A 24,655-nucleotide genomic window follows, 5' to 3' on the forward strand; every position below is an offset into this window, starting at 1 on the left:
GTGGAAAGTCGTGTAGGCAGTATCTCACTCCATGATTCCCGATGCACCACCGCACTGGATAAACATACATACATTTACCCTGAAAGCCCCGCCCACCCTGCTCCACCCCTTTCGAGGCAAACGCTAAGCATTTGAACAAAAAAGGATTTCTTGCAACGAGCGCTTGACATGCACGCGCATAACTGTAGAATCTCATCTCACAGGCGCGGGATGGAGCAGCCTGGTAGCTCGTCGGGCTCATAACCCGAAGGTCGTCGGTTCAAATCCGGCTCCCGCAACCAGATTCAGGAAAGGCCACTCTCACGAGTGGCCTTTTTATTTGCCTGGAAAAAGTACCCAGGCATAAAATTATTGCAAATCAACAATTAAGCGTTGACAGCAAGACCAAAGGCTGTAGAATGCGCCCCATCAGACGCGGGATGGAGCAGCCTGGTAGCTCGTCGGGCTCATAACCCGAAGGTCGTCGGTTCAAATCCGGCTCCCGCAACCAAACATCGAAAAAGGCCACTTTGCAAAAAGTGGCCTTTTTTGTGTCTGCGATTCAGCCCCCCCCGCCATCCGGCAATATAAATATTGTTTAACTATCCTCAAGGCAGGCAGCGGCCCGATCATAGTGGCCACTACTTTCCATAGGGATTGGTACCTTGGCTGGATATGTTCATCCTGGCGCGCACCATCCACGAGGTGATTGATGCGCCCCCAGACCTCCGATGCAGAAGCCCCCGTCACCACCGCACTGCCCAACGCCGCCCAGCACCTGCGCCTGCTCGATCGCCTGAGCCGTTATCGGCAGCCGATCGGCCTGGCCGTGACCCTGCTGCTGTTCAGCCTTGCCCTGATTGCCTGTCGCCACCTGCTCAGCGAACTGGACATCTATGCCCTGCATGACTCGCTGCTCAGCGTTCCTCCCGCCGCCCTGGCCGGGGCGTTGCTGGCAACGCTGGCAGGCTTTGTCGTCCTGCTCGGTTACGAATGGTCGGCCAGTCGCTATGCCGGTGTGCAGTTGCCGCCGCGCACCCTGGTCATGGGGGGCTTCAGTGCGTTTGCCATTGGCAACGCCATCGGCCTTTCACTGCTGTCCGGCGGATCGGTGCGTTACCGGCTCTATGCCCGGCAAGGTGTCGGTGCCGCCGAAGTCGCGCGGATGACCCTGTTCGCCAGCCTGTCGCTGGGCTGTGCCCTACCGCCCCTGGCCGCCCTGGCAACGCTCAGCAACCTGCCCGCGGCGGCTGCCGCCCTGCATGTGCCGCCCGCGCTGTTGGCGAGCATTGCCCTGGTCGTGTTGGCCCTGGCCGCCGTGCTGGTGTACGGCCTTTACCGTCGGCGCTTGCCGGAGCAGCCCCTGGCTGACTGCCTGCTGGTCGGCATCGGCCGGCGCACCCTGCGCCTGCCCGGCGCCCGCCTGACCTTGCTGCAACTGCTGATCACCGCCCTCGATGTCGCCGCTGCCGCCACCGTGCTGTACCTGCTGCTGCCCGAAGCACCACCCTTTGCCGCCTTCCTGCTGGTCTACCTGCTGGCCCTGGCCGCCGGGGTGCTCAGCCATGTGCCGGGCGGCGTCGGAGTATTCGAGGCCATCCTGCTGGCCGCCTTCGCCGACCAGTTGGGTGCCGCGCCCCTGGCCGCCGCCTTGCTGCTCTATCGCCTGATCTACGTGGTGTTGCCCCTGCTGCTGGCCTGTGTCGTGCTGCTGGTCAACGAGGCACGGCGCTACCTGTTCGCCCAACAGGCCATCAAGGCTGCGTCGGGCCTGGCGGCACCGGTGCTGGCGGTGCTGGTGTTCCTGTCCGGGGTGGTGCTGCTGTTTTCCGGCGCGACGCCGGAAATCGACGGGCGCCTGGAGCACCTGGGCTTTCTGATTCCCCATCGCCTGATCGACGCTTCGCACTTCGGCGCCAGCCTGATTGGCGTGCTCTGCCTGCTGCTGGCCCAGGGCCTGCGGCGGCGCCTGTCCGCGGCCTGGATACTGACCACCATTCTGTTGCTGGTCGGCGCCCTGCTGTCGCTGCTCAAGGGCTTCGATTGGGAAGAAGCCAGCGTCCTGACCTTCACCGCCTGCCTGCTGGCCCTGTTCCGCCGCTCCTTCTACCGCCCCAGCCGCCTGCTCGAGCTGCCCTTCTCGCCGGTCTACCTGGCGGCCAGTGCCTGTGTACTGGGGGCTTCGATCTGGCTGCTGCTGTTCGCCTACCAGGATGTGCCCTACAGCCATCAGCTCTGGTGGCAATTCACCCTCGACGCCGACGCCCCGCGCGGCCTGCGCTCCGCCCTGGGCAGCGCCGTACTGCTGGTGGCGGTTGCCCTGACTTGGCTGCTGCGCACTGCCCGCCCGGTGATTCACCTGCCGTCGAGCGAAGAGCTGCAACGGGCCGACCACATCCTGCAGGCCTCGGACCAGCCCGACGGCGGCCTGGCCCTGACCGGCGACAAGGCCCTGCTGTTCCACCCCGATGACGATGCCTTCCTCATGTACGCCCGGCGCGGCCGCAGCCTGGTGGCCCTGTACGACCCGATCGGCCCGGCACACAAGCGCGGCGAGATGATCTGGCAGTTCCGCGATCTGTGCGATGTGCACCACGCCCGACCGGTGTTCTACCAGGTGCGGGCCGAGAACCTGCCCTTCTATATGGACATCGGCCTGACCGCGATCAAGCTGGGAGAAGAAGCGCGGGTCGACCTCAAGCGTTTCGACCTGGACGCCAAGGGCAAGGAAATGAAAGACCTGCGCTACACCTGGAACCGTGGCGGACGTGATGGCCTGAGCCTGGAAGTACACGAACCCGGACAAGCGCCCCTGGAAGAACTCAAGGCCATCTCCGACGCCTGGCTGAGCGGCAAGAACGTGCGCGAGAAAGGCTTCTCGCTCGGTCGCTTCAGCCCCGAGTACCTGGCGCATTTCCGTATTGCCCTGATCCGTTTCGAGGGTCGGCCGGTGGCCTTTGCCAACCTGCTGGAAACCGGCAGCCGGGAACTTGCCAGCCTGGACCTGATGCGCGCCCACCCCCAGGCACCGAAGCTGACCATGGAATTCATGATGATCGGCCTGATCCAACACTATAAAAGCCAGGGCTACGCCCGCTTCAGCCTGGGCATGGTGCCGCTCTCGGGCCTGCAACCGCGACGCGGCGCGCCGCTGACCCAGCGCCTGGGCTCGATGGTGTTCCAGCGTGGCGAGCAGCTCTACAACTTCCAGGGCCTGCGCCGCTTCAAGGACAAGTTCCAGCCCGACTGGGAACCCCGCTACATGGCCGTGCCGGCCGGACTCGATCCGCTGGTGGCACTGGCCGACACCGCCGCCCTGATTGCGGGCGGCCTGACCGGATTGGTGAAACGCTGATGATTCGACGCTATTGGTTGTACCTTCTGGCAACGCTGATGCTGGGCCTGCTGGCGGCCGCCCTGGGCTTCTGGCTGTGGACCCGCCCTGCCCCCGAGCCACGCCTTGAGCACCTGACCCTGGGCGATGGCAGCAGCCTGACCCGCGCCACCCCGGGCAGCCGTGCCAAGGCTCAAGTCGCCATTGCCGTGCCCCAGGACCAGGCACTGACCGACAAGCAGTTGCTGAACCTGGCCCAGAGCGGGGAAGCGCAATTGGTCCAGGTGATCCTCCCGCCTGCCGATTGCACCCTGCAACAAAACGCCCTGCAACAGGCGCTGCAGCAACTGCACGGGCAAGCGACCCTGGTGGCCGGCATCGGCCCGGGCGCCGACCTGGCCTGGAACTGGCTGGCCAGCCAGAGCGATGACAAGGCCCAGGCCATCTCAGTAGACTTCAGCGTCGAGCGCCCCGGATGCGCCACGCCGCTACCCAAGTCTGCCGCCCACGGCCACTGGAACGTGGCCTGGAACGACAACCCGGATGACGCCAGCGCCGCCTTCGTGCGCGACCAGGCCAATGCCGAGACCAGCATCAGCGACTACGACATCCACCTGCCCCAGGTGCTCAAGGCCCTACTGACCCAGGCCCTGGTCGGTGGCGACGGCAACGCCATGAGCATTCCCGTGGTGGAGGTGCCGGCGGGCCAGACCACCGACACCGTGACCCTGTTCCTTTCCGGCGACGGCGGCTGGCGCGACCTGGACCGTGACGTCGCCGGTGAAATGGCCAAGCTCGGCTACCCGGTGGTCGGCATCGACACCCTGCGCTACTACTGGCAGCACAAGACCCCGGAACAGAGTGCCATCGACCTGTCGGAGCTGATGCAGCACTACCGGCAGAAATGGGGCACCAAGCGTTTCGTGCTGACCGGCTACTCCTTTGGCGCCGACGTATTGCCGGCCATCTACAACCGCCTGCCGGCCGAGGACCAGCAGCGGGTCGACGCCGTCATCCTGCTGGCCTTCGCCCGCAGCGGCAGCTTCGAGATCGAAGTCGAAGGCTGGCTGGGCAATGCCGGCAAGGAAGCCTCGACCGGGCCGGAAATGGCCAGGCTGCCGGCGGCGAAAGTGGTGTGCATCTATGGCGAGGAAGAAGCCGACGAGAGCGGCTGCACCGACCACACGGCGGTGGGCGAGCGCCTGAAACTGCCGGGTGGGCATCACTTCGACGAAAACTACCCGGCGCTGGCCAAGCGTCTGATCGGCGATATCGAGACCCGCCAGGGCAAGACCAGCGTCGCCGAGCAGAACTGAGTCAACGAACCTGAAATTATCCCTGTAGGAGCGGGCTTGCCCCGCGATTGCGGCCTATCCGTCACATCGCAATCGCGGGACAAGCCCGCTCCTACAGGGTCAGATCTCCACCTGGGTTCCCAGTTCGATCACCCGGTTCAGCGGCAGATTGAAAAAGCGCAGGGTGCCGTTGGCATTCTTCAGCAAAAAGGCGAACAACAGGCCACGCCAGCGTGCCATACCGACCAACCGCGACGGAATCACCGTCTCCCGGCTGAGGAAATAGGTGGTGCGCATCGGGCTGAAGTCCAGCCCCTCCAGGTGACAGAGCTTCAACGCCTCCGGCACATCCGGCTCATCCATGAAGCCGAAATGCAGCAGCACCCGGTAGAAGCCATCGCCATAGGCTTCCACCTCGAACTGCTGCTGCGCCTGCACCCGCGGCGTATCCTCGCTGACCACGGTCAACAGCACCACCTGCTGGTGCAGCACCTGGTTATGCAGCATGTTGTGCAACAAGGCATGAGGCACGGCATCGGCACGCGCAGTGAGGAACACCGCCGTGCCTTCGACCCGATGCGGCGGCTGCATACGAATGCTGCTGATGAACAACGGCAGTGGCAGGCTGCCTTCGTCCAGGCGCTCGACCAGGATCTGCTTGCCACGCTTCCAGGTGGTCATGAGCATGAACAGGGCGATCCCCGCCAGCACCGGAAAGGCCCCGCCCTGCACCACCTTGGGCACGTTGGCGGCAAAGAACAGGCCGTCGACGAACAGAAAGCCCAGCAGCACCGGCACCGCCAGCACCGGCGGCCATTTCCACAGCAACAGCATCACTGTGGACACCAGCAAGGTGGTCATCAACATGGTGCCGGTCACCGCCACGCCATAGGCCGAGGCCAGCGCATCGGACGACTCGAAGCCCAGCACCAGCAAAATCACCCCGACCATCAGCGCCCAGTTCACCGCGCCGATGTAGATCTGCCCCTGTTCATGGCTGGAGGTGTGCTGGATCTGCATGCGCGGCACATAACCCAGCTGGATCGCCTGGCGGGTCAGGGAGAAGGCCCCGGAGATCACCGCCTGGGAGGCGATTACCGTGGCCAGAGTCGACAGCCCGACCAACGGCAGCAGCGCCCAGCCTGGTGCCAGCAGGTAGAAGGGGTTGCGCGCCGCCTCCGGGTTCTGAAGCAGCATCGCGCCCTGGCCGAAGTAATTCAGCACCAGCGCCGGCAGCACCAGGATGAACCAGGCCCGGGCAATCGGCTTGCGACCGAAATGCCCCATGTCGGCATACAACGCCTCGGCACCGGTCAGGGCCAGCACCACGGCGCCAAGAATGGCGACACCCATGCCCGGATGCACGATGAAGAAGCGCACCGCCCAGACCGGATTGACCGCCTTGAGCACTTCCGGGCTCTGGGAGATGCCATGCACGCCCAGCGCCGCCAGCACCAGGAACCAGGTAACCATCACCGGACCGAAGAGAATGCCGATGCGCTCGGTACCATGCTTCTGGATCAAAAACAGCGCCACCAGCACGACCAGGGATATGGGCACCACCCAGTGATCGATGCCTTCGAACGCCAGCTGCATACCTTCGACCGCCGACAATACCGAAATCGCCGGGGTGATCATGCTGTCGCCATAGAACAGCGCCGCACCGACCAGGCCGCAGACGACCATCAGCGATTGCAACCTGGGGAATGGCGCCGAGGCCCGCCTGGCCAGGGCGGTCAGGGCCATGATGCCGCCCTCGCCCTGGTTGTCGGCGCGCAGGATGAACACCACGTACTTGAGCGTCACCACCCAGATCAGCGACCAGAGGATCAACGCCAGTATCCCCAGCACCCCGTCGTGGTTGACCGGCACGCCATAGTCGTCGGAAAACACCTCCTTGAGGGTATAGAGGGGGCTGGTGCCGATGTCGCCGTAGACCACCCCGACCGCCGCCACCAACAGGCTCAGCGGCTTCGCTGGCCCATGCCCGGATTCCGCCTGACCGCTCGCCTGAACCATCCATTACTCCTGCAATCAAGACCTTGAGACAAACACAGGCATATCGGGGCGAAGCATAGCTGAGCGTTCGTCGCTTTTCTGCTGGTCAAGTGCCGTGCCGCTCGCTAGAATTGCGCACTTTTTGATCAGAGGCGCCCAGACGCCCGCCAAAGCCTGCCCGCCCTCGTGGCCCGGCAGGCGCTTCTATACCGAGGTTAGTCATGTCCACCACTCCTACGCCCACCACGCCCAAGGTCGGCTTCGTTTCCCTGGGTTGCCCCAAGGCCCTGGTCGATTCCGAGCGCATCCTGACCCAGCTGCGCATGGAAGGCTATGAAGTCGTGCCCACCTATCAGGATGCCGATGTGGTGGTGGTCAACACCTGCGGCTTCATCGACAGCGCCAAGGCCGAGTCCCTGGACGTGATCGGCGAAGCCATCAAGGAAAACGGCAAGGTCATCGTCACCGGCTGCATGGGTGTCGAGGAAGGCAACATCCGCGACGTGCACCCAAGCGTACTGGCCGTGACCGGCCCGCAGCAGTACGAGCAGGTCGTGACGGCGGTGCACGAAGTCGTGCCGCCACGCCAGGACCACAACCCGCTGATCGACCTGGTGCCGCCACAAGGCGTCAAGCTGACTCCGCGTCACTACGCCTACCTGAAGATTTCCGAAGGCTGCAACCACAGCTGCAGCTTCTGCATCATCCCGTCGATGCGCGGCAAGCTGGTCAGCCGTCCGGTGGGTGAAGTGCTGAGCGAAGCCGAGCGTCTGGTCAAGGCCGGGGTCAAGGAGATCCTGGTGATCTCCCAGGACACCAGCGCCTACGGCGTCGACGTCAAGTACAAGACCGACTTCTGGAACGGCCGCCCGGTCAAGACCCGCATGCTCGAGCTGTGTGAGGCCCTGAGCACTCTCGGCGTCTGGGTGCGCCTGCACTATGTGTACCCGTACCCGAACGTCGACGACGTCATCCCGCTGATGGCCGCCGGCAAGATCCTGCCGTACCTGGACATCCCGTTCCAGCACGCCAGCCCGAAAGTGCTCAAGTCGATGAAGCGCCCGGCCTTCGAAGACCGCACCCTGGCGCGCATCAAGAACTGGCGCGAGCAGTGCCCGGACCTGATCATCCGCTCGACCTTCATCGTCGGCTTCCCGGGCGAGACCGAGGAAGACTTCCAGTACCTGCTCGACTGGCTGACCGAAGCCCAGCTCGACCGCGTCGGCTGCTTCCAGTACTCGCCGGTCGAAGGCGCGCCGGCCAACGACCTGGGCCTGGACGAAGTGCCGGATGACATCAAGCAGGAGCGCTGGGACCGCTTCATGGCCCACCAGCAGGCCATCAGCAGCGCCCGCCTGCAACTGCGCATCGGCAAGGAAATCGAAGTCCTGATCGACGAAGTCGAAGAGCAAGGCTCGGTAGGCCGCAGCTTCTTCGACGCGCCGGAAATCGACGGCAACGTGTTCATCGACGGCGACCACGGCTTCAAGCCGGGCGACAAGGTCCGCTGCCGGGTGGTCGATGCCGACGAGTACGACCTGTGGGCAGAGCCTGTCTGAGGACGCCCCGCACAAAAGAGCCCCGCCCCCTGGCGGGGCTTTTTTTTGCAACTATCGTTTCTCCAGTTGCCCATGGAGAACACTGCGATGTACAGGCACAGCGGCGTGCAGACACCCCGGCTGGATGACTACCCGGAATTGGTACGGGTGTGGGAAGCCTCGGTGCGCGCCACCCACGACTTCATGCCCGACAGCTACATCTGCCTGTTGCGCGAACTGGTGCAGAGCCAGTACCTGGATGCAGTGATGCTGATCTGCTGCAAGGATGCCCGGCAACGGATCACCGGTTTTGCCGGGGTTGCCGCCGGGCGGGTCGAGATGCTGTTCATCGACCCGGCCATGCGTGGCCAGGGCCTGGGCAAGCGCCTGCTGCGCTATGCCATCGACGAACTCAACGCCGTCGCCCTGGACGTCAACGAACAAAACGCCCAGGCCCTGGCCTTCTACCTGCACCAGGGCTTTGAAGTGGTCGGACGCTCGGAAACGGACGGCATGGGTCAACCCTACCCCCTACTGCATCTGAGGTTAATTCATACAAAGTCCGCAGAGACCGACTGACAGATAGCGTCATACTTTTCTGAAATGCAGCAAAATCGCAGATTAATGCCCCGATCGGCGAATGTTGCCGGACCAGGGCGCGCCCGGGCGGTTACAATAAGCGCCTTTCCCTGTGCCTACGGCTGTCGTCATGTCTGAACCCATTCGCCTTTCCAAACGCCTCATCGAACTGGTCGGCTGCTCCCGACGGGAGGCCGAGCTGTACATCGAAGGGGGCTGGGTCACCGTGGATGGCGAGGTGGTCGACGAGCCGCAGTTCAAGGTCGACGCGCACAAGGTCGAACTGCAGGCCGGTGCCCGGGCCGAAGCCCTGGAACCTGTCACCCTGCTGCTCAACCAGCCGGCCGGGCTGGACATCGACAGTGCCTGCAGGAGCATCACCGCCAGCAACCTGTCCGAAGAACACCGCTACGGCCGCCGGCCGCTCAAGGGCCACTTCGCCCGCCAGAGCTGCGTTGCGCCCCTGCAACCCGGCGCCAGCGGCCTGCAGGTGTTCACCCAGGACTGGCGCGTGACCCGCAAGGTCAACGCCGACCTGAGCAAGCTCGAGCAGGAATACATCGTCGAAGTCAGCGGCCAGATCATCACCCACGGCCTGGAACGCCTGAACCGCGGGTTCAACTGGAAGGGCAACGAGCTGCCGAAGATCAAGGCCAGCTGGCAGAACGAAACCCGCCTGCGCATGGTGCTGAAAAACCCGCAGCCGGGCTTGATCGCCCTGCTGTGCACCAGTGTCGGCCTCAGTGTGCTGAGCATGCGCCGGATCCGCCTGGGCGGCGTGGCCATGAGCAAGCTGCCCCTGGGCCAATGGCGCTACCTGGCCAGCAACGAAAGATTCTAGCAACAAGGCGCCGCCACCCGGGCGGCCCACCGAACAGGATTGTCACCATGATTCACAACGATGTACTGCGCAGCCTGCGCTACCTGCTCGACGTCAACGACGCCAAGCTCACCGATATCATCAAGCTGACCGGCTACAAGGTGGCGACTGCCGATATCGTTACCTACCTGAAGAAGGAAGACGAAGAAGGCTTCGTGCGCTGCCCCGACGAAGTGATGGCGTACTTTCTCGATGGCCTGGTGATCTTCAAGCGCGGCAAGGACGACAGCCGTCCGCCGCTGCCGATCGAGCTGCCGGTGACCAACAACATCATCATGAAGAAGCTGCGCGTGGCCTTCGAACTGAAGGAAGACGACCTGCACGCGATCCTCAAGGCAGCCGACTTCCCGGTGTCCAAGCCGGAGCTGAGTGCCCTGTTCCGCAAAGTCGGCCACAACAACTACCGTCCCTGCGGCGACCAGTTGCTGCGCAACTTCCTCAAGGGCCTGACCCTGCGGGTACGTGGCTGAGCTGCCGATGAACTACAGCGTCGCACCGATCGGCTATGTCCGCTCCTGCTTCAAGGAAAAGTTCGCCATCCCGCGCCAGCCCCAGCTGGCACCGGCGGCGCGCGGCGTACTGGAGCTGCTGCCACCGTTCGACAGCGGCGAGGCGGTGGCCGGGCTTGAGCAGGTCAGCCATGTCTGGCTGTTGTTCCTGTTCCACCAGGCCCTGGAAGGCAAGCCCCGGCTCAAGGTGCGCCCGCCGCGGTTGGGCGGCAACACCTCCATGGGCGTGTTCGCCACCCGCGCCACCCACCGGCCCAACGGCATCGGCCAGTCAGTGGTGCGCCTGGAGAAGGTCGAGGCCGGGCGGCTGCTGCTGTCGGGTATCGACCTGCTCGACGGCACGCCGGTGCTCGATATCAAGCCCTATGTGCCCTATGCCGACGCAGTCGCTGGAGCGACCAACCAGATGGCCAGCGCACCGCCGGCACCGATTGCGGTCGCCTGGAGTGACGATGCCCTGCCCCAGGCCCGGGCCCATGCCCAGCGCCTGGGTGAGCCACTGGTGGAGCTGATCGAGCAATGCCTGGCCCAGGACCCGCGCCCGGCGTACCAGGTGCCGCCGCCGGAGCGTGTGTACGGGGTGAAGTTCTGGGACGTGCAGGTGCGCTGGCATTACCCGCAGCCGGAGCGGATCCGGGTGCTGGAAGTGGTGCCTGACCGTCAATAATCCACGGGCTGTGGGAGCGGGCTTGCCCCGCGATGCGGCGGTGAGATCAATCGCGGGACAAGCCCGCTCCCACACAAGGTCGCGCTGGCAGCACCAGGCATAAAAAAACGCAGGCCAGGGCCTGCGTTTTTTGTCTGCATCGCGCCGCTTACTTCTCGACGAACGCACGCTCGATCAGGTAGTCACCCGGTTCGCGCATACGTGGCGAAATCTTCAGGCCGAAGCTGTCGAGCACTTCGCTGGTTTCGTCGAGCATGCTCGGGCTACCGCAGATCATCGCACGGTCGTCCTGCGGGTTGATCGGTGGCAGGCCGATGTCGCTGAACAGCTTGCCGCTGCGCATCAGGTCGGTCAGGCGGCCCTGGTTCTCGAACGGCTCACGGGTCACGGTCGGGTAGTAGATCAGCTTGTCACGCAGCGCCTCGCCGAAGAATTCGTTCTGCGGCAGGTGCTCGGTGATGAACTCGCGGTAGGCGACTTCGTTGACGTAGCGCACACCGTGAACCAGGATCACTTTTTCGAAGCGCTCGTAGGTTTCCGGGTCCTGGATGACGCTCATGAACGGCGCCAAGCCAGTGCCGGTGCTGAGCAGGTACAGGTGCTTGCCCGGGTTCAGGTCGTCCAGTACCAGGGTACCGGTAGGCTTCTTGGAGATGATGATCTCGTCGCCTTCCTTCAGGTGCTGCAGCTGGGAGGTCAGCGGGCCGTCCGGCACCTTGATGCTGAAGAACTCCAGATGCTCTTCCCAGTTCGGGCTGGCAATCGAGTAGGCGCGCATGAGCGGACGACCGCTGTCCTGTTGCAGACCGATCATCACGAACTGACCGTTCTCGAAGCGCAGGCCCGGATCGCGGGTGCACTTGAAGCTGAACAGGGTGTCGTTCCAGTGGTGAACACTGAGAACGCGTTCGTGGTTCATGTTGCTCATGTACGGGCTCCTGAAATAAAACGCAGCGCTAATCTAGAGCGCGATTGCGCGATAGTTTAGTGCGAGCGACAATATCTGTTAAATGAATTATCAAGATATGTCTTATCGGTTATATAGATATGCGATTTACACTTCGTCAGCTCCAGGTATTCGTCGCCGTGGCCCAACATCAAAGCGTCTCGCGAGCCGCTGGTGTGCTGGCGCTATCGCAGTCGGCCGCCAGTACCTCGATCACCGAACTTGAGCGTCAATCCAGCTGCCAGCTGTTCGACCGTGCCGGCAAGCGCCTGAGCCTCAACGCCCTGGGCCATCAACTGCTGCCCCAGGCGGTGGCGCTGCTCGACCAGGCCAAGGAAATCGAAGACCTGCTCAACGGCAAGTCGGGGTTCGGCTCCCTGGCGGTGGGCGCCACACTGACCATCGGCAACTACCTGGCCACCCTGTTGATCGGCAGTTTCATGCAGATCCACCCGGAGAGTCAGGTCAAGCTCCATGTGCAGAACACTGCGCATATCGTGCAACAGGTTGCCCATTACGAAATTGATCTGGGTCTAATCGAAGGCGACTGCAACCATCCGGACCTGGAAGTGCAGCCCTGGGTCGAGGACGAACTGGTGGTGTTCTGCGCGCCGCAACATCCACTGGCCAGCCGCGGCCAGGCCAGCATGGAGGAACTGACCCATGAAGCCTGGATCCTGCGCGAACAGGGTTCGGGCACGCGCCTGACCTTCGACCAGGCCATGCGTCATCACCGCTCAAGCCTCAACATCCGCCTGGAACTGGAGCACACCGAAGCCATCAAGCGGGCCGTGGAATCCGGCCTTGGCATCGGCTGCATCTCGCGCCTGGCCCTGCGCGACGCCTTTCGGCGCGGCAGCCTGGTGGCGGTGGAAACCCCGGAGCTGGACCTGGCCCGCCAGTTCTTCTTTATCTGGCACAAGCAGAAGTACCAGACTTCGGCCATGCGCGAGTTTCTCGAACTGTGCCGCAGCTTTACCGCCGGGGTAAGCCGCAGCGACGAGATTGTCCTGCCCAGTATTGCCTAGAGCAGGATCACCGCCCAGACCAGCCCGACCATGCTCATGGCCACGAGCTGGGCGGCACTGCCCATGTCCTTGGCGTTTTTCGACAGCGGGTGACGGTCGAGGGAGATCCGGTCGATGGCCGCCTCGATCGCCGAGTTGAGCAACTCGACGATCAGCCCCAGCAGGCACACCAGGATCAGGATCGCCCGCTCCGCACGGCTGACATCCAGCCAGAAGGCCACCGGGATCAGGATCACATTGAGCAGCACCAGCTGGCGGAATGCGGCTTCACCGGTAAAGGCGGCGCGCAGACCGTCAAACGAATAGCCGGCCGCATTGAAGATACGCTTGAGGCCGGTCTGGCCCTTGAAAGGCGATGACATAGAGGGTCACTTCATCCACTGAAAAGCGCTGCAGCCTAGTGCAGGGCGGGTCAAAAAAGCGTGAAGGCCAATGGCCTCAACTCGCTGAAACCGATTCCAGTTGTTGCAAGAGCAAGGCAGCCTGGGTCCGGGTGCGCACCCCGAGCTTGCGGAAGATCGCGGTCACGTGGGCCTTGATGGTCGCTTCCGAAACACTCAACTCATAGGCGATCTGCTTGTTCAGCAGACCTTCGCAGACCATGGTCAGCACCCGGAACTGCTGCGGCGTCAGACTGGCCAGGCCTTCGCTGGCGGCCTTGGCCTCGGCCGACACATCGACCTTGTCGAAGGCCTGCGGCGGCCACCAGACTTCGCCGTCGAGCACCTTGCGTACCGCGTCCTGAATGACTTCCAGCGGGCTGGACTTGGGAATGAAGCCACTGGCGCCGAACTCACGGGACTTGACCACCACCGAGGCTTCTTCCTGCGCCGACACCATCACCACCGGAATCTGCGGGTACTGTCCGCGCAGCAGGACCAGCCCGGAAAAACCGTAGGCGCCTGGCATGTTCAGGTCCAGCAGTACCAGGTCCCAGTCGGACTTGTCGGTGAGGTGGGTTTCAAGTTCGGCGATGCTTGCCACTTCCACCAGGCGGACATCAGGGCCCAGGCCCAGGGTCACCGCCTGGCGCAGGGCACTGCGAAACAGCGGGTGGTCATCGGCAATCAGGATTTCGTACGTGGCCATCGATCTAATGATCCTGTTCTGTGCAGGCGCAGGGAGGAAGAATAGGCGCCTGGCGGGCAACTCGCGGTGCGGACGGCTCTGCCCGCACCCAAAAGGCACTTCAAGGCCAGGAAAAACAGCGTTTCAAGCCTTGTCGGTGCCCGAATCGGCGCCAAGGATGCCGAGCCTCGACCGGGTGGTCAAGTTGATTGCCCGGTCGTGGCTGGCACGCGATGGTCGCCAGCCTGCCTATTATGAACCAATGTGCAACGCCTGCCCCTTGTACTATAGGAAGGTATGCAAGCGCTGATGCACCGCATCCTGCTCGTCCAGCGGCCACTGGTGCTTGGCGCTGAGGTAGTGAGTGCTGAACACGTCCAGGTAGGCATCCAGCGCCTCGGCCGCGCGCTGGTCACCGGCCAGCTCCAGGCACATCGCCGCCACTTCGGCGGTGCAGAAGTGGTCGTCGCGCTTGGAACGCCGCAGGCGATAGCGTGAGATCTGTTCCGGTTGCAGGCTGAGCACCGGGAAGCGGTCCAGGTACGGGCTCTTGCGAAACATCTTGCGCGCTTCGGTCCAGGTGGCATCCAGCAGGATGAACAGCGGTCGCTTGCCCGGCTCGCGCACCACCTCGGTGGCCACCCGCTCTGGCTCGACGAACTCGCCAGGAAACACGATGTAAGGCTGCCAGTGCGGTTGCTCGAGCAACGCCAACAGGGCTTCGTCGACCACCGTACGCTGCCAGCCGAAGGCCGAGGTGTCGTCAATGACGTCGGCAATCAGCCAGCCGGTATTGCTCGGCTTGAGTGGCTCGGTGTCATGCATCAGCAGGCACATGGCCGATTCGGCCGGCACTTGTGGGCGCCAGGCGCACAGGCAATGACTGAAGATCACCCGGCACTGGGGACAGCGCGGCGCGCGGGAGCCACGGGCGACGAAGGGTTTGACACTGCGCGCCAGGCGCTCGGCGCGCAGGCGCGCTACGGCATGGCTCATGGCAGCAGACAACGAAAACGGGAAAGGGATGGCACTGCACAGACTCGGGACAGGAAAACCTGCCCAGTCTACCAGAGCCGGCCGGCAGGTAAGGTATTTGCCGTGCAGCCGGGGCGCCAACTCCCTATAATCCTCGGCCTGTCGCTACTCGCTGGCACCGGCTCGATGCCGTGACGGAACACCGTGCGCAGTTGCCGGTCCAATCGCCAGTTACCGAACCAGGAGAGATTCATGCTGCGTTTCATCGCCCCGTCCTTGAGCCTGTTGCTCGCCCTGCCCCTGGCCGCCAATGCGGCGTCCAAGCAGGAATACGAGCTGAGCCAGATGCTGGAGAAAGTCGCCAGGGAAAGCAGCGTGGGCACGCCGCGAGCGATCAACGAAGACATCCTCGACCAGGGCTACACCGTCGAAGGCAAGCAACTGATCAACCACCTCAGCGTGCGCGCCAGCCACGCCCAGCAGATGCAGGCCAACCCGGAAAAGGTGCGCGACCAGCTCGGCGCCAGCGTCTGCAAGAACACCGGCTACCGCCAGTTGCTGGCCAAAGGTGCGGTACTGACCTATCGCTTTACCGAGTACAAGACCAACCGCATGGTTGGCGAACAGGCGTTCAATGCCGCCAGCTGTGGTATCAAGGCGAGCAAGTAACCCTCAGGCGACCTGCTCCACTGTCGCGCCGCTGCTTTTCATCGGCGCGCAGTTCCGCCACCAGGGCCTGGATATAGCGCGAATGCCGTTCCCCGCCCTCCAGACGACGCAGGCACTCTTCTTCAAGGCTCAGGTGATTGGCCTGGGCCGAACGCTCCAGCAGCTCGAACAGCTGTTCTTCAAGTTCCAGATTTAGCCGTTGCATGTGGCAGGCTCCCTGCATGGCGACAGTCGCCCAGGCCTTCAGTTAACCAGACCTGCATCGTTCCTGGCTCCTGACTGACCAGCGGTCTGCAGACAATTTCCCCACCTTGCTAGCAATCTCACGGCATTAACACCTGCCAGGGTCTAGATTGATATCAGGTACCCGCCATTTTCCGGGTGCACCAAGGGGGGCCTGCCGACGCCCTGCACCGGCAGTGTTGACCGCACACTTCAAAGATCACTGCAATGAGACCTTGCAGGTCTACTGCACTGCTCGGCACCCGCCGGGCCACGGCAGCCAGCGACACACGCAGTGTCGCGGCCGGACAGTACAGTCCGGTCAGAGGTTTTGCTGCAGAAGGAGACGTTGAATGCCGTACCAACCGAACGAACTGCTCGCCAGTCACTTCAAGCACAACGGGATCGACCTGAGCCACCTGGAAGAACAACTGAAGCTGGTCGCCCCCGACAGCCCCAATCTGCCTCTGTATCGCGACATGGTGCTGACCGTCCTGCGCATGGCCCATGACGACAGCAACCGCTGGAACGCCAAGATCACCCTGCAGGCCCTGCGCGAGCTGGACCATGCCTTCCGCACCCTGGACCAGTACAAGGGCCGGCGCAAGGTCACCGTGTTCGGCTCGGCACGCACCCCCGTCGAACACCCCATGTACGCACTGGCCCGGGAGCTGGGCGCCACCCTGGCGCGCTCCAACCTGATGGTCATCACCGGCGCCGGCGGCGGCATCATGGCGGCGGCCCACGAAGGCGCCGGGGTCGATCACAGCCTGGGCTTCAATATCACCCTGCCGTTCGAGCAGCATGCCAATGCCACGGTAGGCGGCACCGACAAGCTGCTGCCGTTCCACTTCTTCTTCATCCGCAAGCTGTTTTTCGTCAAGGAAGCCGATGCCCTGGTGCTCTGCCCTGGCGGCTTCGGCACGCTGGACGAGGCGCTGGAAGTACTGACCCTGATCCAGACCGGCAAGAGTCCCCTGGTACCGGTGGTGCTACTGGACTCCCCGGGCGGCAACTTCTGGCAGGACGCCCTGAACTTCATCACCCGGCAACTGGAAGAGAACCGCTACATCCTGCCCAGCGACATGAAGCTGCTGCGCCTGGTGCACAGCGCCGAGGAGGCGGTAGAGGAAATCAACCAGTTCTACAGCAACTACCACTCCAGCCGCTGGCTGAAGAACCAGTTCGTGATTCGCATGCACCATCCGCTCAGCGAGGCAGCCTTGTTCGACCTGCAGGAAGGCTTCGCCGACCTGCGCCTGAGCGGCCACTATCATCAGCATGCCTACGCCGGCGAACACCACGATGAGCCGAAGTTCAGCCACCTGACCCGCCTGACCTTCGCCTTCAACGGCCGCGACCAAGGACGCCTGCGCGAGCTGGTGGACTTCATCAACCTTTCGGAAAACTGGGCCAAGCCCGAACCGATGCATACCACCCAGCGTGCCCGCGAAGCGTTGAGGGTCACCTGAGAGCCGGGTGGTTAATCGTCCAGGCCCCGGCCGCTCAACAGGCGGCCGATCATGTCCATGGAAAAGCCACGGTAGACCAGGAAACGGGTCTGCTGTGCGCGGCTGCGCGGATCGACGGGTAGCTGGCCGGAGAACTTGCGCTGCCAGACATCACGCAATTGCGCCGCCCAGTCCACATCGCTCTCGCGCAGGGCCTGGTCGATATCACTGCGTTGCAGGCCACGCTGACCCAGCTCTTCGCGAATGCGTGCGGGGCCGTAACCTGAGCGTGAGCGGTAGCTGATGAAGCTTTCCAGGTAACGGGCTTCACTGAGCAGGCCCTCTTCCGTCAGACGGTCGAGTTCCTGGTCAATCAATTCGGGGGGAGCGCCGCGCTGACGCAACTTGCGCGTCAGCTCGACTCGACCGTGCTCGCGACGTGCGAGCAGGTCCATGGCTGTCCGCCTCACGGCGACGGGGGTATCGAGTTCGACGGACATGGGGGCGATCAGTAGTCGGCGTCAGCGTCGACCAGATCGTCTTCAGCTTCGGCGTTGACCGCAGCAGCCTTGCCGGCTGCATCGACGGCGCCAGCGCTGAGCAGTTTGTCGCGAATCTGCTTCTCGAGGGTGGCGGCGATTTCCGGGTTGTCCTGGAGGAACTTGGCGGAGTTGGCCTTGCCCTGACCGATCTTGCTGCCCTGGTAGCTGTACCAGGCACCGGATTTTTCCAGGAAGCCGTGCAGCACGCCCAGGTCGATGATCTCGCCGTTGCGGTAGATGCCCTTGCCGTAGAGGATCTGGAATTCAGCCTGACGGAACGGTGGCGCCACCTTGTTCTTGACGATCTTGACCCGGGTTTCGCTGCCGACCACTTCGTCGCCTTCCTTCACCGCGCCGGTACGGCGGATGTCCAGGCGAACCGAGGCGTAGAACTTCAGGGCGTTACCACCGGTGGTGGTTTCCGGGCTGCCGAACATCACACCGATCTTCATGCGGATCTGGTTGATGAAGATCACCAGGCAGTTGGCGTTCTTGATGTTGCCGGTGATCTTGCGCAGCGCCTGGGACATCAGGCGGGCCTGCAGGCCCACGTGCATGTCGCCCATTTCGCCTTCGATCTCGGCCTTGGGTACCAGGGCGGCCACGGAGTCGACGATGATCACGTCAACGGCGTTGGAGCGCACCAGCATGTCGGTGATCTCCAGGGCCTGCTCGCCGGTGTCCGGCTGCGAGACCAGCAGGTCGTCGACATTGACGCCCAGCTTGCCAGCGTACTCGGGGTCGAGGGCGTGTTCGGCGTCGACGAAGGCGCAGGTAGCGCCCATTTTCTGGGCCTGGGCGATGACCGACAGGGTCAGGGTGGTTTTACCGGACGACTCGGGGCCGTAGATCTCGACGATACGACCTTTTGGCAGACCGCCAATGCCCAGGGCGATGTCCAGGCCCAGGGAGCCGGTGGAGATGGCCGGGATCGCCTGACGCTCGTGGTCGCCCATGCGCATGACCGCGCCTTTACCGAATTGACGCTCGATTTGCCCCAGGGCCGCAGCCAAGGCGCGCTTCTTGTTGTCGTCCATTGAAGTCCTCACGTAATCGATAGGGCCTGACGGCCAGAAACACCTGTATAAGTAGCCAGTATTATTCCACAGGGTTTTCTTCCCGCCTACCCCCGAATTGCGATTTACTCTGCGCCAAGCTGTAACAAGCCCTCTAGCGCGGCGATTACCGTTTGTCGGCGTACCGCGTCACGGTCGCCGTCGAAGTGCCGGCGCTCGCTGCTCACCCGCTCGCCATCGGCCCAGGCCAGCCATACGGTGCCTACCGGTTTGGCTGGAGAGCCGCCATCGGGCCCGGCCACACCACTGACCGCCACGGCAAAGCGCGCACCGCTGGCCGCCCGGGCGCCACGGACCATGGCCTCGACCACTTCCTGGCTGACGGCGCCGACCTGGACGAACAAGGTCTGCGGCACACCCAGTTGGCGAGTCTTCTGCCCGTTGGAATAGGTCACGTAACCGGCCTCGAACCAGGCCGAGCTGCCCGCCGTGCGGGTGATCGCCTCGGCGATGCCGCCGCCGGTGCAGGATTCGGCCGTGGTCACCTGGGCGTTGAAACGACGCAGGTGTTCGCCCAGGCGGGCGGAAAGCGCAGAGATCGGGTCCATGGCAAGCTCCTTGAAAGACTGTCGCCTACCCTACACCAGCGCAGGCCCGGCACAAATGTTCAACGCAGTACCTCCCGGGCCCTGGCCCAGAGGCGCAAGCGACTCTCCAGGCCATTGAGCCCACCGTTGATATGCCGGGTGATGCGGTTGAACTCGCCCCGGTCAGCCAATGGGTTAAGACCACGCGAGTGCCAGAACCAGGCGGCAGACTCCGATGCCCACTGCGGTTGTTCGAGCAACTGGGGGTGTTCGAGCAGGCGCTCGTCGCCAAACAGGGCCAGGCTGCAAGCCCGGTAGTTGTCGCGCCCGGTCACCTGGATCAGGCCACGGCCGCAGTAGCGCTGGCCATCGCCGTCGGCCTCGGGGCTATTACCCAGGCGCAGGGCCAGGTTGCCGGTGTCATAGCGCGAGAGATAGCGGTCGCTGCCCAGCTCCCTGACGTAGCGCAACTGGCCGGATTCATGCCCCACTTGGGCGAGGAACGCAGCCATGCGCCGGGGGGTGTTGATTGCCCAACGGGTCATGGCCTGGTTCAGTGCAGGTAAAAAAATGCCCGTGTTCAGACGGGCATCGGGAAACAGTGCAGTCAGTTGTTCCAGTGTCATGGGGTCCTTCCTGGTCGAGAGGTTCAATCGGGTTACGGCTCGATGGCTCGGAGCGGATACTGGCTTGCGACTTTCTTGCCTCATGCAAAGCCAGCCGCTCGTTCATGATCGCTCCTCCTTGTTGCCTTGCCTGGGAAAGCCTGGCGTTTGCGCATCGACCCCCAGCCGCCGCGCCGCCCAACGCTCATACAGCCCGATGGCCACATCCGCCCCGGCCATCGCCGTGAGGCAACCGAAGGCGCTGGCGCTCCAGATCGACATGCCGCTGGCATACAGCAGCATCACCGTCGACACGCCGCAGACCATGCAGGCCCCCGAGCGCAACAACAGGCGCCGAATCAGCGCCCAGCCGCGCGCACCTGCCTTGTCCGCACGCCACATTTCGCCGCTGATGCCGCCCAGCAGGGCCAGGACGATCACCAGCCAGATCGGCATCTCCAGCAACGCTTGCTGCTCGCCTGTCACTGTCCTGTCTCCTTGGGTAGTCGCCGTCTGGCACCTTGCCCGCGGCACTTGTTGTAGAACCGATCACATCGCCATCCTTGTCACCAACGATGTCGACCGGCTTGAGACAAAGGCTATGCATTTACGCATATACAGTCAATGCATTTGTGGAAATATTTATACGTAAGAAAATGCGCATATGCATGCACGTCTTGTCTGGCAAGGGATTCAGAGGTTTTACGCAGACGAAAAAAAACCCGCCAAGGCGGGTTTTCTGAATGGCCCGATGACCATCAGCGGGCGTACATGCCCCACCAGAAGACGTGACCCAGGATACTGATCTGCTCTTCCTGCATCTGCTGGAAGCTGTAGTCTTCGTCCGGGTGTTCGTCGCGGTTGAAGCTGCGCAGGCGAATGCCGGTGGGCAGGCGATAGAGCTGCTTCACCCGCAACTGGCCGTTGTGGTTGATCGCATAGAGGTCACCGTCGACGATATCGCCGATGCCACTTTTGCCGGCATTGACCCCCACCGTGGCGCCATCGCGCAGCACCGGCAACATGCTGTTACCGCGCACCGTGACACACTTGGCCTGATCGAACTGCACACCGTTGTGGCGCAGGCTGCGCTTGCCGAAGCGCAGGCTGGCCTTCTCGCTTTCCTCGATGACGAATCGTCCTGATCCTGCTGCCAACTCGACCTCGCGAAGAAAGGGAATGGAGACCTCGTCATCTTCGATCGGGGTATCGTCATCCCACAAGCTGATGTCGTGCAACTCGGCGTGGCTGCGGGGCGGCGCGGCCTCGCGGCTTTCGCCGAGTTCGACGCGCCCGCGCAACTGATCGGTGCTCACGCCGAAATACTCGGCGATCTTCGACACGTGCTTGTCGGACGGGTCGACGATCTTCTCGCTGAGAATGCGCGACAGGGTGGATTGGGGCACGCCGGTACGCCGGTGCAGCTCCGTGGGGGAGATACCGTGGCGATCGAGCAGTGCTCTGAGAACGGAGGCTACGTTGCGTTTTTGCATAACCTGCATAATGCGGCCCGTCCGGGCAAATTGCAAATGCCACCCTGCATGAAAATGCATGGACAAAAGGTCGCGGCGCGGCCGTCGTCCTCGGCATCGACGACAAAATCCCTGTACCATTGCCCGCTTGCCTTTGGTCTAAACGACACCGCGAGCCAAGTTTCTGTAATGAGCGATCTTTCCGCACACACCCCGATGATGCAGCAGTACTGGAAGCTGAAGAACCAGCACCCGGACCAGCTGATGTTCTACCGCATGGGCGACTTCTACGAGATCTTCTATGAAGACGCAAAGAAGGCCGCCAAACTCCTGGATATCACCCTGACCGCCCGCGGGCAGTCGGCGGGCCAGTCGATTCCCATGTGCGGTATCCCCTTCCATGCGGCCGAGGGTTACCTGGCCAAGCTGGTGAAGCTGGGCGAATCGGTGGTGATCTGCGAACAGATCGGCGATCCGGCCACCAGCAAGGGTCCGGTGGAACGCCAGGTGGTGCGCATCATCACCCCCGGCACAGTCAGCGACGAAGCGCTGCTCGATGAGCGCCGCGACAACCTGATCGCCGCCGTGCTCGGTGACGAGCGCCTGTTCGGCCTGGCCGTGCTGGACATCACCAGCGGCAACTTCAGCGTGCAGGAGATCAAGGGCTGGGAGAACCTGCTGGCCGAACTCGAACGCATCAACCCGGTGGAGCTGCTGATCCCGGATGACTGGCCGCAAGGCCTGCCGGCGGAAAAGCGTCGTGGCGCCCGCCGCCGCGCGCCCTGGGACTTCGACCGCGACTCGGCGCGCAAGAGCCTGTGCCAGCAGTTCGCAACCCAGGACCTGAAAGGCTTCGGCTGCGAGAAGCTGACCCTGGCCATCGGCGCCGCCGGCTGCCTGCTTGGCTACGCCAAGGAAACCCAGCGCACCGCCCTGCCCCACCTGCGCAGCCTCAAGCACGAACGCCTGGACGACACCGTGGTGCTCGACGGCGCCAGCCGCCGCAACCTCGAACTGGATGTGAACCTGGCCGGTGGCCGCGACAACACCCTGCAATCGGTCATCGACCGTTGCCAGACCGCCATGGGTAGCCGCCTGCTGACCCGCTGGCTGAACCGCCCGCTGCGTGACCTGAAAGTGCTGCTGGCTCGCCAGGGTTCGATCCGCTGCCTGCTCGACGGCTACCGCTTCGAGAAGCTGCAACCGCAGCTCAAGGAAATCGGCGACATCGAGCGGATCCTCGCCCGCATCGGCCTGCGCAATGCCCGTCCACGAGACCTGGCCCGCCTGCGTGATGCCCTGGGCGCCCTGCCCGAGTTGCAGAACGCCATGGCCGAGCTCGAGGCACCGCACCTGGCGCGCCTGGCGGCGATTGCCGGCACCTACCCGGAGCTGGCCGACCTGCTGGAAAAAGCCATCATCGACACCCCGCCGGCGGTGATCCGCGACGGTGGCGTGCTCAAGACCGGCTACGACAGCGAGCTGGACGAGCTGCTGGCCATGAGCGAGAACGCCGGCCAGTTCCTCATCGACCTCGAAGCCCGGGAAAAGGCCCGCACGGGCCTGGCCAACCTCAAGGTCGGCTACAACCGCGTGCACGGCTACTTCATCGAACTGCCGAGCAAGCAGGCCGAGCAGGCGCCGGGCGATTACATCCGCCGCCAGACCCTCAAGGGCGCCGAGCGCTTCATCACACCGGAACTCAAAGCCTTCGAAGACAAGGCGCTGTCGGCCAAGAGCCGCGCCCTGGCCCGGGAAAAGATGCTCTATGACGCGCTGCTGGAAACCCTGATCAGCCACCTGGCGCCGTTGCAGGACACCGCCGCCGCCCTGGCCGAGCTGGATGTGCTGAGCAACCTGGCCGAGCGCGCGCTGAACCTGGACCTGAACTGCCCGACCTTCGTCGACGAACCTTGCATGCGCATCAACCAAGGTCGTCATCCGGTGGTCGAGCAGGTACTGACCACGCCGTTCGTAGCCAACGACCTGGCCTTGGACGATAACACCCGCATGCTGGTGATCACCGGCCCGAACATGGGCGGTAAATCCACCTACATGCGCCAGACCGCGCTGATCGTACTGATGGCGCACATCGGCAGCTTTGTGCCGGCCGCCAGCTGCGAGCTGTCGCTGGTGGACCGCATCTTCACCCGCATCGGCTCCAGCGACGACCTGGCCGGTGGCCGTTCGACCTTCATGGTCGAGATGAGCGAAACCGCCAACATCCTGCACAACGCCACCGACCGCAGCCTGGTGCTGATGGACGAGGTCGGCCGTGGCACCAGTACCTTCGACGGCCTGTCGCTGGCCTGGGCCGCCGCCGAGCGCCTGGCCCAGTTGCGCGCCTACACCCTGTTCGCCACCCACTATTTCGAACTCACGGTCTTGCCGGAGAGCGAACCGCTGGTGGCCAACGTGCACCTCAACGCCACCGAGCACAACGAACGCATCGTGTTCCTGCACCACGTGCTGCCCGGGCCTGCCAGCCAGAGCTACGGCCTGGCCGTGGCCCAGCTGGCGGGCGTGCCGTCGCCGGTGATCCAGCGCGCCCGCGAGCACCTGGGCCGCCTGGAAACCGCCAGCCTGCCCCACGAAATGCCGGTGTCGCCCAAGGGCGCGGATGCTGTGCCGCACCAGAGCGACCTGTTTGCCAGCCTGCCCCACCCGGCCATCGAGAAGCTCGGGAAGCTGGACCTGGACAACATGACGCCGCGTCAAGCTATCGAAATGCTCTATACACTAAAGACTCTGTTATAACGCGAGCCCGCACAAGCTGATAGAATCCCGCGCGGTTTGGCGCTACTGCAGGTTATTAGCCTGGCCTGCAGCCGAACGACCAAACCGAGCGACCCTGTCTGGAAGGGTATCGCTGCCGTCGCCTGAGGAGAGAATTAGAAATGACCTTCGTCGTCACCGACAACTGCATCAAGTGCAAGTACACCGACTGCGTAGAAGTCTGTCCGGTGGACTGCTTCTACGAAGGCCCGAACTTCCTGGTCATTCACCCGGATGAGTGCATCGACTGTGCACTGTGCGAGCCTGAATGCCCTGCCCAAGCCATTTTTTCGGAAGACGAAGTGCCTGCCGGCATGGAGAACTTCATCGAGCTTAACGCCGAGCTGGCGGAGATCTGGCCGAACATCACCGAGCGCAAAGATGCGCTGCCGGACGCCGAAGAGTGGGATGGCAAGACTGGCAAGATCGCCGATCTGGAGCGCTAAGCGCCTGCGGATCACAAAAAAAGGCCCTTCGGGGCCTTTTTTCATGACTCAGGTTTCTTGCGGGCAAAAAAAAG

The 24,655-nt window shown here is 63.4% G+C and carries 24 protein-coding genes and 2 tRNA genes; 14 read left to right on the forward strand and 12 right to left on the reverse strand.

The genetic code is table 11. The features are described from left to right. The first annotated feature begins 204 nt into the window (after positions 1–204). From M2D63_RS09420 to M2D63_RS09435, 4 genes are all read left to right on the forward strand, one after another. Positions 205–281, forward strand: a tRNA-Met gene (locus M2D63_RS09420). Between the two features lie 132 nt (positions 282–413). Further along, positions 414–490: transfer RNA gene (locus M2D63_RS09425), tRNA-Met, on the forward strand. Positions 491–691: 201 nt separating this feature from the next. After that, a complete protein-coding gene (gene mprF, locus M2D63_RS09430) occupies positions 692–3,334 on the forward strand; it encodes a bifunctional lysylphosphatidylglycerol flippase/synthetase MprF (RefSeq protein WP_285862604.1) in 2,643 nt (880 codons plus the stop codon). After that, entirely contained in the window at positions 3,334–4,629 is a 1,296-nt protein-coding gene (locus M2D63_RS09435; protein ID WP_285862605.1) for a virulence factor family protein, read from the forward strand. Before mprF ends, M2D63_RS09435 begins: the two co-directional genes overlap by 1 nt. 99 nt (positions 4,630–4,728) lie before the next feature. Here the strand turns inward: M2D63_RS09435 and M2D63_RS09440 are convergent, their stop codons facing one another. Next, positions 4,729–6,627, reverse strand: coding sequence for a potassium transporter Kup (locus tag M2D63_RS09440; RefSeq protein ID WP_285862606.1), 1,899 nt, complete (start codon positions 6,625–6,627; stop codon positions 4,729–4,731). A 200-nt stretch (positions 6,628–6,827) separates the two neighbouring features. On the opposite strand from M2D63_RS09440, the gene rimO reads away from it, so the two are divergent. The 5 genes from rimO (at position 6,828) to tsaA (ending at position 10,779) form a co-directional block, all read left to right on the forward strand. Beyond that, entirely contained in the window at positions 6,828–8,165 is a 1,338-nt protein-coding gene (gene rimO, locus M2D63_RS09445; RefSeq protein ID WP_285862607.1) for a 30S ribosomal protein S12 methylthiotransferase RimO, read from the forward strand. 87 nt (positions 8,166–8,252) lie between these two features. After that, positions 8,253–8,723, forward strand: coding sequence for a GNAT family N-acetyltransferase (locus M2D63_RS09450; protein WP_285862608.1), 471 nt, complete (start codon positions 8,253–8,255; stop codon positions 8,721–8,723). Positions 8,724–8,853: 130 nt separating this feature from the next. Next, the gene (locus M2D63_RS09455; RefSeq protein WP_285862609.1) at positions 8,854–9,564 is read left to right on the forward strand and encodes an rRNA pseudouridine synthase; all 711 of its coding nucleotides are present in this window, start codon (positions 8,854–8,856) and stop codon (positions 9,562–9,564) included. Between the two features lie 47 nt (positions 9,565–9,611). Then, on the forward strand, positions 9,612–10,073 hold the full coding sequence (locus tag M2D63_RS09460) for a DUF1456 family protein (RefSeq protein ID WP_285862610.1): 462 nt from the start codon (positions 9,612–9,614) through the stop codon (positions 10,071–10,073). A gap of 7 nt (positions 10,074–10,080) precedes the next feature. Next, the gene (gene tsaA / locus M2D63_RS09465) at positions 10,081–10,779 is read left to right on the forward strand and encodes a tRNA (N6-threonylcarbamoyladenosine(37)-N6)-methyltransferase TrmO (protein WP_285862611.1); all 699 of its coding nucleotides are present in this window, start codon (positions 10,081–10,083) and stop codon (positions 10,777–10,779) included. A 148-nt stretch (positions 10,780–10,927) separates the two neighbouring features. On the opposite strand, the gene fpr is transcribed toward tsaA, so the two are convergent. After that, complete coding sequence (fpr, locus tag M2D63_RS09470) at positions 10,928–11,707, reverse strand: ferredoxin-NADP reductase (RefSeq protein WP_285862612.1); 780 nt, start codon at positions 11,705–11,707, stop codon at positions 10,928–10,930. 119 nt (positions 11,708–11,826) lie between these two features. Between fpr and M2D63_RS09475 the strand changes: the two genes are divergently transcribed. Then, positions 11,827–12,753, forward strand: coding sequence for a LysR family transcriptional regulator (locus tag M2D63_RS09475; protein ID WP_285862613.1), 927 nt, complete (start codon positions 11,827–11,829; stop codon positions 12,751–12,753). Here the strand turns inward: M2D63_RS09475 and M2D63_RS09480 are convergent. The 3 genes from M2D63_RS09480 to M2D63_RS09490 form a co-directional block, all read right to left on the reverse strand. After that, a complete protein-coding gene (locus M2D63_RS09480) occupies positions 12,750–13,115 on the reverse strand; it encodes a diacylglycerol kinase (RefSeq protein WP_285862614.1) in 366 nt (121 codons plus the stop codon). The two genes, M2D63_RS09475 and M2D63_RS09480, sit on opposite strands and share 4 nt — an antisense overlap. A 76-nt stretch (positions 13,116–13,191) precedes the next feature. Next, positions 13,192–13,842 carry a response regulator transcription factor ErdR gene (erdR, locus tag M2D63_RS09485; RefSeq protein ID WP_285862615.1) on the reverse strand — a complete coding sequence of 217 codons (651 nt, stop codon included), beginning with the start codon at positions 13,840–13,842 and terminating at the stop codon, positions 13,192–13,194. Positions 13,843–14,106: 264 nt separating this feature from the next. Beyond that, a complete protein-coding gene (locus M2D63_RS09490) occupies positions 14,107–14,817 on the reverse strand; it encodes a tRNA-uridine aminocarboxypropyltransferase (RefSeq protein WP_285862616.1) in 711 nt (236 codons plus the stop codon). A gap of 231 nt (positions 14,818–15,048) precedes the next feature. Here M2D63_RS09490 and M2D63_RS09495 point away from each other — a divergent pair, with 231 nt between their 5' ends. After that, entirely contained in the window at positions 15,049–15,465 is a 417-nt protein-coding gene (locus M2D63_RS09495; RefSeq protein WP_285862617.1) for a quorum-sensing-regulated virulence factor family protein, read from the forward strand. On the opposite strand, the gene M2D63_RS09500 is transcribed toward M2D63_RS09495, so the two are convergent. Beyond that, positions 15,449–15,670: a hypothetical protein gene (locus tag M2D63_RS09500; protein WP_285862618.1), complete on the reverse strand. Its 222-nt coding sequence runs from the start codon at positions 15,668–15,670 to the stop codon at positions 15,449–15,451. The genes M2D63_RS09495 and M2D63_RS09500 overlap by 17 nt on opposite strands. Positions 15,671–16,040: 370 nt before the next feature. Between M2D63_RS09500 and M2D63_RS09505 the strand changes: the two genes are divergently transcribed. Further along, positions 16,041–17,159: an LOG family protein gene (locus M2D63_RS09505; protein ID WP_285862620.1), complete on the forward strand. Its 1,119-nt coding sequence runs from the start codon at positions 16,041–16,043 to the stop codon at positions 17,157–17,159. 11 nt (positions 17,160–17,170) lie between these two features. Here M2D63_RS09505 and recX read toward each other — a convergent pair whose 3' ends face one another. The 6 genes from recX to M2D63_RS09535 form a co-directional block, all read right to left on the reverse strand. After that, positions 17,171–17,638, reverse strand: coding sequence for a recombination regulator RecX (gene recX, locus M2D63_RS09510; protein WP_285862621.1), 468 nt, complete (start codon positions 17,636–17,638; stop codon positions 17,171–17,173). Between the two features lie 8 nt (positions 17,639–17,646). Further along, complete coding sequence (recA, locus tag M2D63_RS09515) at positions 17,647–18,717, reverse strand: recombinase RecA (protein WP_285862622.1); 1,071 nt, start codon at positions 18,715–18,717, stop codon at positions 17,647–17,649. 104 nt (positions 18,718–18,821) lie between these two features. After that, on the reverse strand, positions 18,822–19,304 hold the full coding sequence (locus M2D63_RS09520) for a CinA family protein (protein ID WP_285862623.1): 483 nt from the start codon (positions 19,302–19,304) through the stop codon (positions 18,822–18,824). A gap of 59 nt (positions 19,305–19,363) precedes the next feature. After that, positions 19,364–19,909: a glycoside hydrolase family 19 protein gene (locus tag M2D63_RS09525; RefSeq protein ID WP_285862624.1), complete on the reverse strand. Its 546-nt coding sequence runs from the start codon at positions 19,907–19,909 to the stop codon at positions 19,364–19,366. Positions 19,910–20,011: 102 nt separating this feature from the next. Continuing rightward, positions 20,012–20,374, reverse strand: coding sequence for a phage holin family protein (locus M2D63_RS09530; protein ID WP_285862625.1), 363 nt, complete (start codon positions 20,372–20,374; stop codon positions 20,012–20,014). A gap of 272 nt (positions 20,375–20,646) precedes the next feature. After that, the gene (locus M2D63_RS09535; RefSeq protein ID WP_285862626.1) at positions 20,647–21,390 is read right to left on the reverse strand and encodes an XRE family transcriptional regulator; all 744 of its coding nucleotides are present in this window, start codon (positions 21,388–21,390) and stop codon (positions 20,647–20,649) included. Between the two features lie 159 nt (positions 21,391–21,549). Here M2D63_RS09535 and mutS point away from each other — a divergent pair, with 159 nt between their 5' ends. Together mutS and fdxA are read left to right on the forward strand one after the other, a co-directional pair. Continuing rightward, on the forward strand, positions 21,550–24,117 hold the full coding sequence (gene mutS, locus M2D63_RS09540; RefSeq protein WP_285862627.1) for a DNA mismatch repair protein MutS: 2,568 nt from the start codon (positions 21,550–21,552) through the stop codon (positions 24,115–24,117). Positions 24,118–24,257: 140 nt separating this feature from the next. Then, positions 24,258–24,581 carry a ferredoxin FdxA gene (gene fdxA / locus M2D63_RS09545; protein ID WP_004375459.1) on the forward strand — a complete coding sequence of 108 codons (324 nt, stop codon included), beginning with the start codon at positions 24,258–24,260 and terminating at the stop codon, positions 24,579–24,581. Positions 24,582–24,655: the final 74 nt, after the last annotated feature.

The organism is Pseudomonas sp. BJa5, assembly GCF_030272875.2.
In the GTDB taxonomy this organism is placed as follows: Bacteria; Pseudomonadota; Gammaproteobacteria; order Pseudomonadales; family Pseudomonadaceae; genus Aquipseudomonas.